This window comes from Stenotrophomonas sp. YJH_SMC_69, from assembly GCF_059370495.1.
This window is the reverse complement of record NZ_JCAFTS010000007.1, coordinates 112,978-129,485: the sequence shown is the minus strand read 5'-3', so window position 1 is coordinate 129,485 and position 16,508 is coordinate 112,978. Positions and strand designations below refer to the sequence as shown.

The following is a 16,508-nucleotide window of genomic DNA, read 5'->3' as shown; positions in this document are numbered from 1 at the left end:
AGCCCTTCTGTTGCCTGGCGCCCACCTTCATGGACGCGCCGCGGTCGGCATCTGGAATGTGAACACGGTGCCGTCGCTCTCACTCGACTGCACGTCCAGTGTTCCGCCGTGGGACTTGGCAATTTCCGATGCAATGTAGATGCCCAGGCCAAGCCCTGGCCTGGGCAGCTCGCCCTGCTCACGCGAAAACGGGCTGAAAATCGTCCCCAGCCGCTCAGGCGCAATGCAGCCGGCGTTATGCACATCCAGCGTGAGGCGATGGGATGCGGCCTGAACCCTCAGCGTGACTGGGGCGGAGCGCTCGCCGTGCTGGGCTGCGTTGGTCAGCAGGTTGGCCAGCAGCTGCGACAGCCTGCCGGTGTCGCAGACCACGCCACCTTCGATCCGCATCTGGACGTTGATGTCCTGCCGACCGGTAGCGATCGCCACTTCTTCTGCAACCTGTTCAAGCGCCGCCTGCAAGGTGTGGCTTTCCTGGAGCGAAACCGGAATGCCTCCTCCCAGCCGCCCCCTGGCGAAATCAAGCACATCACCGATGAGGCCATCCATCCGGGTGACGCCGGCGGCGATGTGCGCGAGCATCCGCTGCTGGCGCTCGGAAGTTGCCTCAAGTTCCAGTGAATCGGCGGCCACGCTGATGGCCTGCAGCGGGCTGCGGAGGTCATGGCCCAGCACCGCGATGAACTGATCGCGCAGATCGGAAACACGCTGTGCCGTTGAAAGGGCTGTCTCTGCCTCCAGCAGCTGATCCTCTTTGTCGAGGTAGTTGCCAACGAGGTCGGCAAGCAGCTCCATGGATCGTTGGACATGCGCCTCATCGAAGTTGCCCGGCGACGAATCAATGGCACACAGGGTGCCGAAGAAACTGCCATCCGGCCGATGGATCGGCACGGAGGCGTAACTCTCCAGCCCATAGATCCTGGGCGTATGGTGTTTGGAATACAGCGGATGTGCACTGGCGTGCGCGAACACCACGGAGGTCGATGACTGCCTGATCTCGTCACAGAGGGTGGTTTCGAGGACCAGCTGCCCGCCCGGAACGAGCCCGAACCCCAGGGTGTCCAGGGTGGCGCAGGCGGTCCACGTGGTTTCTGTCACCCGGGCAATCGCGGTGAATCTTGAGCCTGTGATATGGGCGACGGTTTCAAGGATGCGCGGCACTGCTTCAATACGACCGATCTCAGCGATGTCATTCAGCAGGTGGGGATCGGTCAGTGTGTGCATGTAGTGGCAGTCGGGCGCAGTGGTGCATCATCCCATGAATCCAGCCACGAACACTCAGTCCGCCCCGCCCCGTGCGTTGCGCCGCAGCGATTGCGGGGGCTGGCCGAAGGCGCGCAGGAAGGCACGTCGCATGCGTTCGGTATCACCGAAGCCCGTTTCAGTCGCCACTTCATCCATCGTGTAGCGGCTCTGCTCGATCAACACGCGAGCGGCCTCCACCCGCAGGCCCTCCACTGCCTTGGCGGGGGATTGCCCGGTTTCCTCGCGGAACGCGCGACTGAACTGGCGGGTGCTCAGATGCGCGGCCTGCGCCAGTTCTTCAACCGACAAGGTGGCGCGCAGATTGCGGCGTGCAAAGGTCAGCGCGTTCTGGATGCGATCAGACCGGGCATCCAGCTCGAGCAGCACCGAATGCTGGGACTGCCCGCCTCCGCGCCGATGGTAGATCACCAGCTTCCGGGCCACCGCCCTGCACAGATCCGCACCGAAGTCCTGCTCGATCATGCCAAGCGCCAGGTCCAGCCCCGCGCTCATGCCGGCGGAGGTCCAGATCGGGCCATCGGTGATGAAGATGCGGTCTTCCTCCACCTGCGCGGCGGGAAAGCGCTGCCTGAGCGCACGTGCGTGGAACCAGTGCGTAGTGGCGCGGCGCCCGTCCAGCAACCCCGCTTCGCCGAGAAGGAACGCGCCGGTGCACACCGACGCGGTCCTGCGCGTGCGTGCGGCCGCGTGACGGATCGGATCGATCAGCGCGCCGCTGGACGGGGCTGGCTCCAGCAGGCCGGCCACGATCATGGTATCCAGCGGCTGCTGCGCAAGCGGCGCTGTCTGCATGGCCATGCCAAGCGAGCTGGGCACCAGCCCGCCCTGTTCGGACAGCATGTGCAGATCGTAAAGGCGCGCGCCTTCGGTGGCATTGGCCAGTTCGAAGGCGGACGCCGCGGCGATCGCCATGGTCTGGAATCCGGCGGGCAGGACAAATCCAACACTGGGCATGACGGTTTTTCAGGGGTGGCCGTAAACGAGGTATATACGACATTTACGACACGTACAAGCCGACCTAGATTTCCCCTGACCCCGGCGACGTTCGCCGGTTCGGACTGACCTCTGTGAACGACCCTACCCATCACGGCACCGCACTCATCACTGGCGCATCGTCCGGCATCGGGGCGATCTATGCCGATCGCCTGGCCCACGCCGGCCATGACCTGATCCTGGTCGCGCGACGCGCCGACCGCCTGCGCCAACTGGCCGAGGCGCTGGCCCGCAGCACCGGCCGCACGGTGGACATCATCGCCGCGGACCTGACCATCCCCGACGGGCGTGCCGAAGTTGAAAAGGTCATTCAAGGCCGAGCGGATATCCAGGTGCTGGTCAACAATGCCGGCATCGGCGCTACGGCGCCCCTGCTGCAGTCGGACATCGGCGAGATGGAGCGCATGATCACGCTCAACGTGAACGCCGCGATGCGCCTGGCCTATGCTGCAGCGCCGGTGTTTGTGGCACGTGGCCGGGGCACGATCATCAACATCGCCTCCATCGTCGCGCTGGCACCGGAGCTGCTCAACGGGGTCTACGCGGGAAGCAAGGCGTTCGTGCTGGCGTTCTCGCAGTCGCTCCACCATGAGCTGGCCGACAAGGGCGTGCGCGTCCAGGTCGTCCTGCCGGGTGCCACCGCGACGGACTTCTGGCACCTTTCCGGCCTGCCGGTGGAGCACCTGCCACAGGGCATCGTGATGAGCGCCGAAGACATGGTGGATGCGTCCCTGGCCGGGCTGGCGCAGGGTGAGCTTGTGACCATTCCCGCGCTTCCGGACATCGCTGAGTGGGACGCCTTCGAGCACGCACGCAAGGCGATGGCACCGGGCCTTTCGCTCGCGCAGCCGGCGCCGCGCTATGTGAGCGGCGCCTGATCGGCGAACGGCTTGCAGCTGCCCGGCGTGGTGGAGTGCGATAGCCGGGGATGACGTCGCTACAGCGCCAGTTCCCTGGCAAGGAACGGCGCCGTCCTGCTGTCCTTGGCGCGGGCCACCTGGCGTGGCGTACCCTTCGCCACGATGGTTCCACCTGCGCCGCCTGCGCCCGGGCCGACGTCAATCACCCAGTCGGCCTGTGCGACAGAACGCATGTCGTGCTCGATCATCACCACGGTGTTTCCCGCGTCCACCAGCCGCTGCAACTGCACCAGCAGCCTGTCTGCGTCCAACGCATGCAGGCCGGTGGTGGGTTCGTCCAGTACATAGAGCGTGCGGCCGCGTTGGCTGCGCTGCAGCTCGGTCGCCAGCTTGATGCGTTGCGCCTCGCCCCCTGAAAGCTCCGTGGCCGGCTGGCCGAGCCTGAGATAGCCCAGGCCGATCTCCTGCAGCAGCTGCAGCGGCCGCGCGATGGCTTCCTCACCGGCGAAAAATGCCTGTGCCTGGTCGACCGTCATCTGCAGGACTTCGGCAATGTTGCGGCCGTTCCACAACACCTTCAGCGTGGCCTCGTTGTAGCGGGCGCCATGGCAGGCGGGGCATGGCGCATAGACACTGGGCATGAACAGCAGTTCGACGCTTACGAAACCCTCGCCTTCGCAGGTCTCGCACCGGCCCTTGGCTACGTTGAACGAGAAGCGACCTGCATCGAAGCGGCGGCGTCGCGCGTCGGGGGTCGCGGCGAACAGCTTGCGGACGTGATCGAACAGGCCGGTATAGGTGGCCAGGTTGGAGCGTGGCGTGCGGCCGATCGGTTTCTGGTCCACCTGCACCACGCGCTGGATGGCATCCACGGCTCCGGCAAGCTGGCCCCGCGTCGCTTCGATCACGGTTGGCCCGTCCTCGGGCGTACTGTCGGCGCTGTCGTCCACGGGCTCGTGCCCCAGGTGCAGCAGCATCAGCTCGGGCAGCGCCTGCGCCATCAGGCTGGACTTGCCCGATCCGGAAATGCCGGTCACTGCGGTCAGCACTCCCAGCGGCAGCTGCGCGTCCACGCCCTGCAGGTTGTGGCGGTGGATGCCCTTCAGCTCCAGCCAGCGGTCGGCGCTGCGTTGCCGGCTGGCAGGCGCAGGCACCTGGTCGAACAGGTACCGCGCGGTGCGCGAGTCCTCGATGCGGCGCAGGCCGTCGGGCTCGCCACTGTAGAGAACGCGCCCGCCGTGCTCGCCCGCTTGCGGTCCCACGTCCACCAGCCACTGTGCACGTCGCATCAGCTCCAGATCGTGTTCAACGACGAACACCGAGTTGCCGCCATCGCGCAGCCGGTCCAGCGCGTCGTACAGCGCCTGGCTGTCGGCCGGATGCAGGCCGGCCGAGGGCTCATCGAGCACGTACAGCACACCAAACAGCAACGAGCTGAGCTGTGTGGCCAGCCGCAGGCGCTGCAGTTCGCCGGCCGACAGCGTGGGCGTGGCGCGATCCAGCGAGAGATACCCCAGGCCCAGCTCGCGCAGCTGCCGTACCCGCGCCATGACCCCACCCGCCAGTCGCTGCGCGGCCAGGCGTTTTTCCTCCGACAGGGCCGAGGTCAGCCGCACATCGGGCGCGCCTTCGTGGGTCGCACGGCCAGTGGCTGCCCGCTTGGCGCGATCGCGGGGCGTCGCACTCCTGCGGGTGCGTGCGCCGTGGCTGTGTGCACTGAAGTCACCCTGCGCGATGGGCTCGAGCAGCCCGGCCAGTTGATCCAGCGGCAGCCGCATGAACTCGCCGATGTCCACACCGGCAAAGGTGACCGAAAGCGCTTCGGGCTTCAGTCGCTTGCCCTGGCAGGCGGGGCACAGCTTGCCTTCCATGTAGCGCGAGACACGCTTGCGCATCAGCGCGCTCTGGGTGTTGGCGAAGGTGTGCAGCACGTAGCGGCGGGCGCCGGTGTAGGTGCCCATGTAACTGGGCTCCAGCTTGCGCTTGAGTGCGGCACGCGTCTCGGCAGGCGTGAAGCCGGCATAGACGGGCACGGTCGGCGTGTCCTCGGTGAACAGGATCCACTCCCGGTCCTTCTTCGGCAGCTTCTTCCACGGCACGTCGATGTCGTAGCCCAGCGTGACCAGGATGTCGCGCAGGTTCTGGCCATGCCAGGCCGGCGGCCAGGAGGCGATGGCGCGCTCGCGGATGCTCAGCGACGGGTCCGGCACCATCAGCGCTTCGGTCACTTCGTAGACGTGGCCCAACCCATGGCAGGTGCTGCAGGCCCCCTGCGGCGTATTGGGCGAGAAGTCCTCGGCGTACAGCATGGGCTGGTGGGCCGGGTACGCGCCTGCACGCGAATACATCATGCGTACCAGGCTGGACAGCGTGGTCACGCTGCCCACCGATGAACGTGCGTTGCTGGCACCGCGCTGCTGCTGCAGGGCCACCGCCGGCGGCAGGCCGTCGATGGCATCCACGTCGGGCACGCCCGCCTGGTCGATCAGGCGGCGCGCATACGGTGCGACGGATTCAAAGTAGCGCCGCTGGGCCTCGGCGAAGACCGTGCCGAACGCCAGCGAGGATTTGCCCGAACCCGATACCCCGGAGAACACCACCAGCGCATTGCGTGGAATGGAGACGTCGACGTTCTTCAGGTTGTGCTCGCGTGCGCCGCGGACCTCGATGCAGCCGCTGGCCGCGGCTGCGCATGACGACTCGCCAAAGGGGGTGTTGGACATCTTCGCGATCCTGCTGCCAATCAGTGGAATACGTGCATGCGCACACGGGCGGTTATTGTCGCTGTTGCAGGGTGAATGGAGTGAGGGGATGTGTGATTGCGTGCAGCGTCGGAACACCAGGTGGCCGACGCCAACCGCGCCACGCGGCTGATTGTTAACCTGCATTGGCTGAAGGCTTGACGCCACGTTGCCGCACCCTTGATGCAGCCGCTCACAGTGCGGCTCCTATGCTGGGCCCGCCACTACGGCAGTGGGACCCAACCTGGAGATTCACCATGCAACGCGATCAGAAAGACCTGCCCCACCCGGACCCGGAAGCACAGCGCACCGATCCGGTCAGCCCGCTTCAGGCCAAGCTGCATAACCATCGCAATCATGAAGAGGCGTTGCAGGAGACGTTCCCGGCCAGTGACCCGATCTCGCCCTTCGTCGCAGCCCCGACGCCCGACGAGCAGGCCGCGCGCCTGGGTGAGCGGGTCAAACTGCCAGACCGCGAAACGGATGAGGAGGCCGGCGGAGGTGAGCAGTGATCCGGCGCGGCTTTGCACGCGTCGCGGCGGCCACGGCGCGGTTGTCCGGCAGTCTTGGGGCGTTCGTCGCGGCACTGGGGGTGATCATCGCCTGGGCCGCCAGCGGGCCGGCCTTCCACTTCAATGACACCTGGCAGCTGGTGGTGAACACCGGCACCACCATCGTGACGTTCCTGATGGTATTCCTGATCCAGCATACCCAGAACGCTGACACCGCTGCGCTGCACATCAAGCTGGACGAGCTGATCCGGGTCAGCAAGGACGCCAACCAGGAGCTGCTGAACCTGGAATCGATGGAGCCGGCCCATCTTGAAGAGATACGCCAGCGCTACGAGGCACTGGCGAAGACCGCTGCAGACATCAAGTCCAAGAAGGAGCGCTGCATGCCCTGCGAAGCGGATGCAACCGCCGAAGCCTGAGGTCACCTTTGCGGCGGCGGCCTACAGCGCCGCCGGTGTGAGGCCCTGCCTGGCGGGGCCCTCCAGCAGGGCCCCGGTGGCGGAAAAGCGGCTGCCGTGGCACGGGCAGTCCCATGTGCGTTCATGGCCATTCCATTGGACGACGCACTTGAGGTGCGGGCACAGCGCCGACATTGCGTGCAGCTGGCCATCATCATCGCGGTAGATCGCGGTGCGCTCTCCGCCCACGTCCAGCAGCGCACCGCACCCGCGGCCCAGCTCGCTGGGAGCGCGCGACGACGCGGTTCCAAGGCGATCGCCCACCATGTGCCGCGCAACCGTGGCGTTGGTGCGGGCCCAGCCTGCAGCCGAGCGCAGCGGAGTAAAGCGCATGGGGCTCAGCAGCTGCTCGATCTCGCTGGTCGTTCCCGTGATTCCCTCCGTGATCGCGCGCGCGGCCACGCCCGCCCAGGTCAATCCGTCCGGCCCATAGCCGGTAGCGACCCATACATTGTCGTGCGCGCTGCTGCCGATGTAGGGCAGCTGATCCGCGGCCCGGAACTGCTGCGCGGACCAGCACAGCGGCTCGCCCTGCACGCTGAAGTTGCGACGCGCGTCGGCGACCAGATGCTGGGCCGGATCCATCGCCGGGGTTTCGCCAGTGCGATGTGTCTCACCGACCAGCACCAGCCAGTCGCGGCCATCAGCGCCATGCACCCCGCGCAGCGAGCGGTGCCGGTCGGCGATCCAGTGAATGCCTGCCTCTGGCGGATTGGCCACCGGTACCGCTACGCCGTATTCGCGGTACACCTCCATCTCGGCCTGCACCAGGTTGAATCCTGCTGGCGAGTGGGTGGCCAGCACAAAGTGCCTGGCATGGATGCGGGCACCAGGGGCCGTCGCCACTCCGGCTGAAGCCTCGATGCGGGTGATCCGGGTCCAGTCGTGGATGCGCACGCGGCCCACCAGATGACGGGCCAGTTCCCTGCAGAACGCCGCCGGATGCAACTGCGCCTGGTCGGGAACGCGGAAAGCGTGGGCCAAGGTGAACGGCAGCCCGGATTGGCGGTGCTCGCAATGCAGGCCAACGCGTTGGTAGGCCTGCAGCTCGCGTTCGAACTGCGCCGTGGCCTCGCGCGAACGCTCCTGCACGCCGTACTGCATGGCCACGCGCTCGAAGCCACAGTGCAGATCGTAGCGGTGGACCAGTGTTTCGATGGAACGCAGCGCGTGTTGCCGCCACTGCACCACACGACGTGCCGTGTCACCGCCCCAACGCGCGATCAGGTCTGCCAGCCGGGACACGGGAGCGTAAAGATTGCCGGTTGACATCACCGTGTTGCGCCCGCCGATGGGGCCGGCATCCACCACCACCACATCCAGGCCGCTGTCGGCCAAGCGGGCGGCGGTCAACAGGCCCGTCATGCCTGCACCGACCACCAGCACGTCCGCGCGCGTGGTCCCGGCGAGCGGGCGGAAGCCGTGCGGATCGGAATCAGCTGACCATAAGCTGGCGCGCGGGGACGGGTCGGCCATGAAAAGGATCCTTGCAGGTTCATCGGAGAGCCTTCCCTGATACGCCCTGCCGGGTGAAACGACGGTGGCGTGCCCGTGCAGGAAATCCTCACGTGCGTGGCACTGGCGCGGTGAGGATCAAGACGTGGTGAGTGCCGCATGGACACGATGCCAGCGTCGCCTGTGCGAACCGCGACCCTCTGCTTGCAGCGTGATTGCTAACGTGGCTGCATGGAGGGCCAGGCAGTGAGCACGCACCTGGAAATCGACCTGATGATCGCGCAACTGGAGGAAATGCTGCCCACCTGGGCGGCGTTCTATCCCGAGCCGCAGTTCATCCGCATGCTCGCCGAGGCGCTGGACTACATCGCTGCCAGTGCTGACCCGGATGCCCGCCTGTACTGCGTGATGCGCACCGGGCACCTCGATTCGTGCAGCGGCGAGATCCCCTGGGCGGCGCGCTATGGGGGCCGCTAGGCCGATCAATCACGCCGCGACGGCATAGGGTTCCACCAACCTGGCAAGGACATCCATCGCCGTCTCGGTTGGCGCATCGTCACCGGTCCGCTGGGCGAACCCTGACCAGTCCGCGCGGGCAAGACTCTTCAACTGCTCGGGTTGCGTCGGCAGCCAGCGCATCGGCCAGAACGGGAGACGCCGGTTGCCTACCCTGCCGCGCTGCAGTTCGATCAGTCCCGTGTGGCTTGTAGCACCGAGTACCCGCGAGTACGCCACATTCAAGCCATCTTCGGGTCCTTCCATGTACTGCAGGAAACGGGCGCCATCGAACAGCAGTACGCCGGTAACGCCGGCATTCCGGTTGAAGCGGGAGGCATCATCGACCAGGTCGTCCAGCTTCCCGCTGCGCAGGCCCAAAGGATCACCCGCAACGGCCGGGCCCGCTTCACTTATGTATGCGACTGCCCTGATCGGCATTGGCTGCTCCTGTAGCGAATCCCCCCAGATTCCGTACCGCAAGCATAGGCCAACCGCGCCGACGATATGTTCCGGCCCTGTGTATTCTGCGAATCAGTTGGGTTCGGGCTGACAGACGGTACGCAGCACGGGCCTGGCCTACGGGTCTGCCCGGGCCCATCGGGCGAGATTCTGCTTCACTTCCGCGATGCCGGCCCAAGGGTCCTTGCGGCGACGTCTGAGCTTTGCGGGCACGTCCTTGATCGTGAAGGCGTCGGCGCGCTTGAGTTTCGCCAGATCACCCCAGGCGATCGGCAGTGCCACCGGTGCGCCCGGCCGGGCGCGCAACGAATAGGACGCGACTGCCGTTGCACCGCGCCCATTGCGCAGATAGTCGACGAAGATCCGCTTGTTGCGCAGGCTCTTGGTGGCGGTTGCCAGGAACCGCTGCGGTTCGGACTGTGCCAATGCATCGGCGAAACCCTTCGCAAAACGCTTGGTCAGGTCCCAATCGCACCCTGGGTTGAGCGGCACGACCACGTGCAGGCCCTTGCCGCCGGAGACTCGCAGGAACGATTCCAGCTCCAGCTGCGCCAGCAGTTTCCGGATGTCGGTTGCGGCTTTCTTGACTTCGGCAAAGGGCACATCCGGTCCGGGATCCAGATCGAACACCACCCGGTCGGCCCTGTCGGGCGCCTCGGCGTGGCTGCCCCAAGGGTGGAACTCCAACGCGTTGAACTGCACCAGTTCCAGCAGGCTGGCTGCGTCCCGCACCACCAGGTAATGGGCGTTGATGCCGCTTTCCTCCTTCAGCCGTACCGAATCGACCAGCGCCAGCCCGGCCGTATGGTGTTTCTGGAAGAAGCAGGGCTTTGCGGTGCCACTGGGGCAGCGGATGATCGACAGCGGACGATCCACCACCTCGGGCAGGAGGTGCTCCATCACTGCTGCGTAGTAATCCCACACGTCCTGCTTGGTGTAGCCGTCGCCGGGAAACAGTATCTTGCCTGGGGACGACAGCACGGGGGGCGCGCGATCCGTTGCCGGCGCCCTTTCCACCCGGCGCCCACGCCGCGCGGGCGCTTGCGACCGCGCAGCGGCCGGGGCCGCTCCGGCGCGATCGGAATCGGCGAGGTCGGCGATATCCTTGTCCGCCCGCACCGCCTTCAGCGACGCCTGGCGCAACAGTTGCTGCCCACCGATTCCGCGGTAGAAGACCTCCACCACGAAACGCGGTTCGAACCAGGTCGCAGCGCGCAGATCGGTGTCCTGCGTGGGCACGTACGCGGTTGGCTTGCGGCCGCCGCCGCCCTTGATGCGCTTGCTGATGTCGCCAATCAGTTCATCCGAGAACCCGGACCCGACGCGCCCTGCGTAGAGCCAGCCATGCGTTGCGTCTGGCCGGGCCAGCAGCAGCGAACCAAAGCCGGTGCGGCTGCCTTTGGGTGCGGTGTAGCCCACCACCGCGAACTCGTCGCTGGCCAGCTGCTTCGTCTTGCGCCAGTCCTCGCTGCGGCCGCTGTGGTAGCTGCGATCGGCGCGCTTGGAGATGATGCCTTCGAAGTGCCGCTCACCGGCCAGTCGGTAGGCCTGGTCGCCATCCCCCTGTACATGCGAACTGAAGGCCAATGGGCTGCCCTGCCCCTCCAGCACCGATTGCAGCAGGGCCTTGCGCTCCAGCAGGGGCGCATCGGCGACATCCACGCCATCAAGATGCAGCAGATCGAACAGCGCATACGTCAGGACGCCTTGCTTCTCGCCGGAAAGCGTGGCCTGCAGCAGGTTGAAGTCTTCCTTGGTGCCGGCGCCGGCGATCAGCTCGCCGTCCAGTGCCGCCGAAGTCAGGCCCAGGGCCGCGATCGCATCACGTATTTCGGGAAGTTTGGCGGTCCATTCCAGCGCGTTCCGTGACCACAGCTGCACGTTGCCCTCAACCACCGTAGCAAGGATGCGGTACCCGTCCCATTTGATCTCATGCACCCACTGCCCGCCCTGGGGCGGCGCTTCGCCCAGCTTGGCCAACTGCGGCTCAAACGGCCCGGACGGCGCTGCCGCCCTTTTCGCCTTGCTGAGCGTCAGGGCCTTCTTCGCCCAGTTCTTTCGCCGGGCGCGTCTGGCAGGTACCGCCGTCAGCCGCTTCTTCGCGGCCTTGCCAGCGCCGGCACGCTTCAGATCCTCCGGTGGCGCTTCAGCGACGTCCCCCAGCAGATCGTCTGCCTCGATATCGCTGGCAAATTCGTCGTCGTCCTTGAACAGCAGCCACTGTGGCTGGCGCGCGGGCTTTCCCGACCGGACCAGATGCCAGCCGCCTTTCAACTTGGTACCGAACAGCTCGAAGCGCAGATGGCCCTTGGCGAGCTGGGCTTCCGGATCGCCCTGCGTGGCCCATACACCGTGGTCAAACTGGGCGACATGGCCGCCGCCGTACTGGCCCTTGGGAATATCACCCTCGAACGCCGCGTAGTCCACCGGGTGGTCTTCCACTTCCACCGCCATGCGCTTGACCTTCGGGTCGTAACTGGGGCCTTTGGGCACGGCCCAGCTCTTCAGCGCATCGCCAACCTGCAGGCGGAAGTCATAGTGCCTGCGGCTGGCATGATGCAGCTGCACCACGAAAATGGCGCGCTGGCCTTTCGGCAGCGCCTTGCCCGGCTCGGGCTCCTTGGTCTGGTCAAAACGACGCTTGCGGCGATACTCGACCAGGGACATGGCCAGCTCCGCGCTATTTGCCCAAGTGCTTCCGGACAGCAACCGCCGTGGGCCCGACTGCCGCGACGGCCGCGCGAAGTTCGTCGGCGGACACGCCCAGCGTCGTGGTCCAGTACCGCAGTTCGTAATCCTCATTGACGTTGATGCGGTCCCGGTCCGGGCTGCCGGCGTTGTTCTTGTCATCGCTCATGGGAGTCTCCAGCGTGATCGGGGGTGAACTGACCGTACCGGCCATTCCATGGGCACGGAGCGATGCCACTGTGAAGCCATGGCGAAGGCCGCCGGCACGGCGTCCTGCCGATGCGCGAAAGACGCTGCTTCGTGAAGGCAGCGCGCAGGGTCCGCGTGGGAATTCACATGCCGCCTTCACTCCTTCCCCGCCTGATCGCAACCGGACGGGACCTACTCTGAGCACTCCATTCACAGCGGAGCCCAGCATGGCTATCAAGACGGCGGAAGATCTGTTCATCCACGAGCTCTCGGACATCTACAGCGCCGAGAAGCAGCTGACCAAGGCGCTTCCGCGCCTGGCCCGTGCGGCCGAGAATCCGGATCTGGCCGCAGCGTTCGAAACGCACCTGGAAGAAACCCAAGGGCAGATCGAACGCATCGACCAGGTGGTCGAGGTGCTCGGCATCCGCCTGAAGCGCATCAAGTGCGCGGCGATGGAAGGCCTGGTCGAGGAAGGCAAGGAGGTGATCGACAGCATCGACAAGGGGCCGGTGCGCGACGCTGCCCTGATCGGTGGCGCGCAGAAGGTCGAGCATTATGAAATAGCCTCCTACGGCACCATCGCCGCGCTGGCCAAGCAGCTGGGCTACAAGGATGCCCTGCCGTTGCTGCTGGAGACGCTGGAGGAAGAAAAGGCAACCGATGAGAAGCTGACCCTGCTGGCCAAGGGCGGCGGCAATGCCAAGGCCGCGCAGGCCGCCTGAGTCGAATCGCATGCCTCCCGGCCGCCATGGACGGCGGCCTCAGGGTGGGTAGAGCACCTGATCGTTTGGGCAGAAGAACGTGCGTCGCCGCGTCGTACCCATGTACAGCTTGCTGACCGGGCCACCGCAGAGCGGGCACACCTTGCGCGTGTGCACCTGCCAGTGCTTCTTCAACTCGAAGCGCCGTTTCCATTCCAGGAAGTCGAAGCTGTAGGCACGGGCCTGGGTGATCAGGGCGGTGAGCTTGCGCGGTGGCAGGTCGCCCAGTCGCGTGGCCGGATGCACGCGGATGCGGAACAGCACCTCGTTCTTGATGATGTTGCCGACGCCGGCGAAGATCGTCTGGTCCAGAAGCGCATCACAGACCAGGGTGTCCGGCAGTGCCTTCAGCTTGCGCCGGGCCAGTTTTGGATCCCAGGCGTCGTTCATCACGTCCGCCCGCCAGTCGTAGACGTCGTCCAACGGCTGGTCGATCAGCCGGACGGAACACGCATAGAAATTCAGTTCCCCGTTGTCGAATGCCAGCGACACCCGTGCAGGAACTGGCTTCCGTTCGTCGATGCGCCAGCTGCCGAACATCATCAGATGGATGCGCAGCGTGTGGTGGCTGAACTCCAGCAGGAAGTGCTTGCCCCAGCTGCGAACCGCCTTGACCCTGCGTCCCTGCAGCGGTGACAGGTCGATGCGGCTGTTGCCGGAGACGCCGCGCACGACGTGACCCTTGAAGCGGCTGGCGGCTTCGCGCAGCAGGACAATGGACGGGCCCTCAGGCATGCGCGTTCTCCTGCAGCAGTGCCTGCAGGTGCAGGGCGTTGCCGGTCGCGTGGCCCAGCGCGGTGTTGTCCAGTACGCACCAGGCGCGGCGCTGCGCAGCGGCTTCACGCTGCAGGTGCTGGGCCAGCCCCGCCAGCGCCTGTTCGCTGTAGGGGCTGCGATAGATCTGCGGCTGCCCGTGCCAGCGCCAGTAGCTCCACGTGCGGTCACCGCCCGGGACAGCTGCTGCCGGTACCCGGGCCGGGTCAGCCGCGACCCGTGCGATGCCATGGTCGCTCAGCAGCGTATCGACGTCTGCAGTGAACCAACTGGGGTGGCGCGGTTCGCAGGCGACATCAACCGAGGTGCGTGCGCGCAGTCCGTGCAGGAATGCCTTTACGGTTGCCGGCTCATACGCCAGGCTGGGCGGCAGCTGGAGCAGCAGCGGCCCCAGCCTGTCCCCCAGCGCGATCACGCCATCAAGGAACAGCGCCAGCGGCTGCATCGCGTCGCGCAGCCGGCGTTCATGGCTGATCACGCGCGGCAGTTTCACCGCGAAGCGGAAACCCGCGGGCACGCTCGCCGCCCACCGGGCGTAGGTCGCCGCCTGGTGGGGGCGGTAGAACGAGGAATTGATCTCGACCATCGGCAGGCGGGTGGCATAGCGCTGCAGTACGCTGTCGCCTGCGCCGAACGCCGCCTGCGCCGCGCGCGAAAGCGACCAGCCTGCGCAGCCGATCCGTACACGTCCTGGCGTGCCCGGGGCGTCGGCTGCGCTCATCGTGCTACCGGTCCGTCCGGCTCCAGCAACCGGCCATCGCCGGCGCCTGGCGGCGCCTGCGCCACCGATTGCAGTCGATCAAGCGCACTGGTGCCAGGAGCGAGCGCGGAGGCGCTGCGCACGAAGCCGGTCCAGTCGGAGATCGCGATCTTTCCCAGCGCCAGCTCATCCACGCGCACGCTGTGCATGCGCCAGTGCGGGAACTGCCGCCGCCCCACCCTGCCCCGGTTGAGTTCGACCAGACCGTTGTGGCTGTCGGCCGCCAGGATGCGGGTGTACGCCGCGCTGACACCGGACTCCGGGCCTTCGAGATATTGCAGGAAGCGCGTGCCGTCGAACAGGAGGACGCCGGTCACATCAACCGACTCGTTGAACAGCATCGCGTCCGCGACAAGCTGCTGCAGCCGTTCTTCAGTCAGGTTTCGGGTGGCTTCACTTACATATGCAATGGCACGAAGAGGCATGGCAGCACCGGGTTGTTGCAGATGGCTCTACCTTAGCGGTGCGGATCAAACGCGCGGTGACACCGGCGTGGAGGCGGCGTTGAACCTGTACGTGCCAACGCCGCGCTGCGTTGACACCCGGCTCGAGCACCACGACCGGCATGCCGTGTCTTCCGCCGATGGATTTGCTTTCGTGGAGAATGCATGAGGAAGCGCGTGCCTGCGCATGACATCACGTTGGCGGTGGTGCCACCGCCGTCTAGCGGCGGATCTGGAAGATGGTCGTTGCCGCCAATCGGGCGGCTCACTCCAAGGAGACTTTCCATGGCCAACCAGAACCAGAACCAGGGCAGCAGCAACCGCGGCTTCGCTTCGATGGACGAAGACAAGCAGCGCGAGATCGCCGCCAAGGGCGGCCGCGCCGCGCATGAGTCGGGCAACGCCCATGAATTCAGCTCTGAAGAAGCGCGCGAAGCCGGTCGCAAGGGCGGCGAAGCGGTGAGCCAGGATCGCCAGCACATGGCCGACATCGGCCGCGAAGGCGGCCAGAACAGCCATGGCGGCGGCAACCAGGGTGGCAACCAGGGCGCTCGTCAGCAACAGCAGGAACGTGGCGGCAACAACAACCGCGGTGGCCAGCAGCGTTGATCGAGACTGACCGGTTGCACCCCATGTGGGCGGACAGCGTGTCCGCCCACTTTTTTTCACGCGAAACGTGGGGCGGAGGCCCGCCCCGGCCTGTCCCGCGTCAAGGCTCCCGTGGCGGCAGGTCGAGCGCACCGGCGCCCGGCCCGGCGCCCAGTTCGGCACCGGTTGTCGGCCGTGCTTCGGGATCGGAAAGCGTTCGCAGGGTCATGGCCTGCACCGCCGCCTGCTCGCGTGGGTCCAGGCCCACCGTGGCGCTGCCGTCACCGCCGTCCACAGCGGCCTGGGCCTCGCGGTCGCTGACCCGCTCCCACAGCTCGCCGCTGTTCCAGCTGCCCAGCAGGTCATCGGCGCCGTCGCCCTGCGACATGTCCATGTACAGGTCGGTAAAGGCGGGGTCACCCGGCTGCTTGCCCGGCGGGAAGTTGGGCTGGATGCTGTGCAATGCCTTTTCGAAGGACTTCTGGTGGGCGATTTCGCGCGTCATCAGGAAGCGCAGTGCGTCCTTGATGCCTGGATCATCGGTCACCGTGATCAGTCGTTCGTAGACCAGCTTGGCGCGGGCTTCGGCGGCGATGTTCGAGCGCAGGTCGGCGGTGGGCTCCCCGATCGAATCGACGTAGGCCGCCGTCCACGGCACCCCGCTGGAATTGACCAGCGCCGGGCCGCCCCCATACAGGATCTGTTCGGTATGGCTGGTGCTGTTCTGGCCCAGCAGCCGCATGTCCTCGGCTTCGGCAAGACCCTCGGACTGGATGGCCTTCGGGCCGCGGTTGAGCATGGCGATGATGGTGCCGATGATCTCCAGGTGGCTGATCTCTTCGGTGGCAATGTCCATCAGCAGGTCCTTGCGGCCCGGATCGCATTCACCGAGTCCCTGGGTGAAGTAACGCATTGCAGCCGCCAGTTCGCCTTGGGGGCCGCCAAACTGTTCCAGCATGAGGCTGGCAAGCTGCGGGTTGGATTCGCGCACGCGCACGGTGTACATCAGCTTCCTGTGGTGGAAGAACATGGGACTGTCTCCTGTGTATGGCAGGCGGGA

Annotated in this window: 17 protein-coding genes; 6 read left to right on the top strand and 11 right to left on the bottom strand. The window is 66.2% G+C overall.

Annotated elements, in window-relative coordinates:
• Positions 1–27: 27 nt before the first annotated feature.
• Together AC5P8F_RS13840 and AC5P8F_RS13835 are read right to left on the bottom strand one after the other, a co-directional pair.
• Complete coding sequence (locus AC5P8F_RS13840; RefSeq protein ID WP_164109255.1) at positions 28–1,224, bottom strand: ATP-binding protein; 1,197 nt, start codon at positions 1,222–1,224, stop codon at positions 28–30.
• Between the two features lie 54 nt (positions 1,225–1,278).
• Positions 1,279–2,178: a GlxA family transcriptional regulator gene (locus AC5P8F_RS13835; protein ID WP_229653766.1), complete on the bottom strand. Its 900-nt coding sequence runs from the start codon at positions 2,176–2,178 to the stop codon at positions 1,279–1,281.
• Between the two features lie 155 nt (positions 2,179–2,333).
• Here AC5P8F_RS13835 and AC5P8F_RS13830 point away from each other — a divergent pair, with 155 nt between their 5' ends.
• Positions 2,334–3,137 carry an SDR family NAD(P)-dependent oxidoreductase gene (locus AC5P8F_RS13830; protein WP_197604594.1) on the top strand — a complete coding sequence of 268 codons (804 nt, stop codon included), beginning with the start codon at positions 2,334–2,336 and terminating at the stop codon, positions 3,135–3,137.
• 59 nt (positions 3,138–3,196) lie between these two features.
• On the opposite strand, the gene AC5P8F_RS13825 is transcribed toward AC5P8F_RS13830, so the two are convergent.
• On the bottom strand, positions 3,197–5,842 hold the full coding sequence (locus AC5P8F_RS13825) for an excinuclease ABC subunit UvrA (RefSeq protein ID WP_445391658.1): 2,646 nt from the start codon (positions 5,840–5,842) through the stop codon (positions 3,197–3,199).
• A gap of 275 nt (positions 5,843–6,117) precedes the next feature.
• Here AC5P8F_RS13825 and AC5P8F_RS13820 point away from each other — a divergent pair, with 275 nt between their 5' ends.
• A complete protein-coding gene (locus AC5P8F_RS13820) occupies positions 6,118–6,372 on the top strand; it encodes a hypothetical protein (RefSeq protein WP_014647163.1) in 255 nt (84 codons plus the stop codon).
• A complete protein-coding gene (locus AC5P8F_RS13815; RefSeq protein ID WP_014647164.1) occupies positions 6,369–6,791 on the top strand; it encodes a low affinity iron permease family protein in 423 nt (140 codons plus the stop codon). The genes AC5P8F_RS13820 and AC5P8F_RS13815 overlap by 4 nt, the downstream gene beginning before the upstream one ends.
• Before the next feature lie 21 nt (positions 6,792–6,812).
• Here the strand turns inward: AC5P8F_RS13815 and AC5P8F_RS13810 are convergent, their stop codons facing one another.
• Positions 6,813–8,306: an FAD-dependent oxidoreductase gene (locus AC5P8F_RS13810; RefSeq protein ID WP_495228383.1), complete on the bottom strand. Its 1,494-nt coding sequence runs from the start codon at positions 8,304–8,306 to the stop codon at positions 6,813–6,815.
• Between the two features lie 225 nt (positions 8,307–8,531).
• On the opposite strand from AC5P8F_RS13810, the gene AC5P8F_RS13805 reads away from it, so the two are divergent.
• A complete protein-coding gene (locus tag AC5P8F_RS13805) occupies positions 8,532–8,762 on the top strand; it encodes a hypothetical protein (protein WP_014647166.1) in 231 nt (76 codons plus the stop codon).
• A 9-nt stretch (positions 8,763–8,771) separates the two neighbouring features.
• Here AC5P8F_RS13805 and AC5P8F_RS13800 read toward each other — a convergent pair whose 3' ends face one another.
• The 3 genes from AC5P8F_RS13800 to AC5P8F_RS13790 all read right to left on the bottom strand — a co-directional run bounded on the left by AC5P8F_RS13800 (position 8,772) and on the right by AC5P8F_RS13790 (position 12,099).
• Positions 8,772–9,221 carry a BLUF domain-containing protein gene (locus AC5P8F_RS13800; protein ID WP_126412216.1) on the bottom strand — a complete coding sequence of 150 codons (450 nt, stop codon included), beginning with the start codon at positions 9,219–9,221 and terminating at the stop codon, positions 8,772–8,774.
• 138 nt (positions 9,222–9,359) lie between these two features.
• Entirely contained in the window at positions 9,360–11,909 is a 2,550-nt protein-coding gene (ligD, locus tag AC5P8F_RS13795) for a DNA ligase D (RefSeq protein WP_495228380.1), read from the bottom strand.
• Between the two features lie 13 nt (positions 11,910–11,922).
• The gene (locus AC5P8F_RS13790; RefSeq protein ID WP_014647169.1) at positions 11,923–12,099 is read right to left on the bottom strand and encodes a DUF3606 domain-containing protein; all 177 of its coding nucleotides are present in this window, start codon (positions 12,097–12,099) and stop codon (positions 11,923–11,925) included.
• 247 nt (positions 12,100–12,346) lie between these two features.
• On the opposite strand from AC5P8F_RS13790, the gene AC5P8F_RS13785 reads away from it, so the two are divergent.
• Positions 12,347–12,844 carry a YciE/YciF ferroxidase family protein gene (locus AC5P8F_RS13785; protein WP_005416567.1) on the top strand — a complete coding sequence of 166 codons (498 nt, stop codon included), beginning with the start codon at positions 12,347–12,349 and terminating at the stop codon, positions 12,842–12,844.
• 39 nt (positions 12,845–12,883) lie between these two features.
• On the opposite strand, the gene AC5P8F_RS13780 is transcribed toward AC5P8F_RS13785, so the two are convergent.
• The 3 genes from AC5P8F_RS13780 to AC5P8F_RS13770 are packed head-to-tail and all read right to left on the bottom strand — an operon-like array spanning position 12,884 to position 14,842.
• Positions 12,884–13,618, bottom strand: a complete 735-nt coding sequence (locus AC5P8F_RS13780; RefSeq protein ID WP_495202636.1) for a DNA-formamidopyrimidine glycosylase family protein — start codon at positions 13,616–13,618, stop codon at positions 12,884–12,886.
• Entirely contained in the window at positions 13,611–14,378 is a 768-nt protein-coding gene (locus AC5P8F_RS13775) for a DUF72 domain-containing protein (protein WP_049439729.1), read from the bottom strand. The genes AC5P8F_RS13780 and AC5P8F_RS13775 overlap by 8 nt, the downstream gene beginning before the upstream one ends.
• On the bottom strand, positions 14,375–14,842 hold the full coding sequence (locus AC5P8F_RS13770) for a BLUF domain-containing protein (protein ID WP_445978950.1): 468 nt from the start codon (positions 14,840–14,842) through the stop codon (positions 14,375–14,377). The genes AC5P8F_RS13775 and AC5P8F_RS13770 overlap by 4 nt, the downstream gene beginning before the upstream one ends.
• A 303-nt stretch (positions 14,843–15,145) precedes the next feature.
• Between AC5P8F_RS13770 and AC5P8F_RS13765 the strand changes: the two genes are divergently transcribed.
• On the top strand, positions 15,146–15,469 hold the full coding sequence (locus tag AC5P8F_RS13765; protein ID WP_014647174.1) for a KGG domain-containing protein: 324 nt from the start codon (positions 15,146–15,148) through the stop codon (positions 15,467–15,469).
• A gap of 100 nt (positions 15,470–15,569) precedes the next feature.
• Here AC5P8F_RS13765 and AC5P8F_RS13760 read toward each other — a convergent pair whose 3' ends face one another.
• A complete protein-coding gene (locus AC5P8F_RS13760; RefSeq protein WP_046430681.1) occupies positions 15,570–16,478 on the bottom strand; it encodes a manganese catalase family protein in 909 nt (302 codons plus the stop codon).
• Positions 16,479–16,508: the final 30 nt, after the last annotated feature.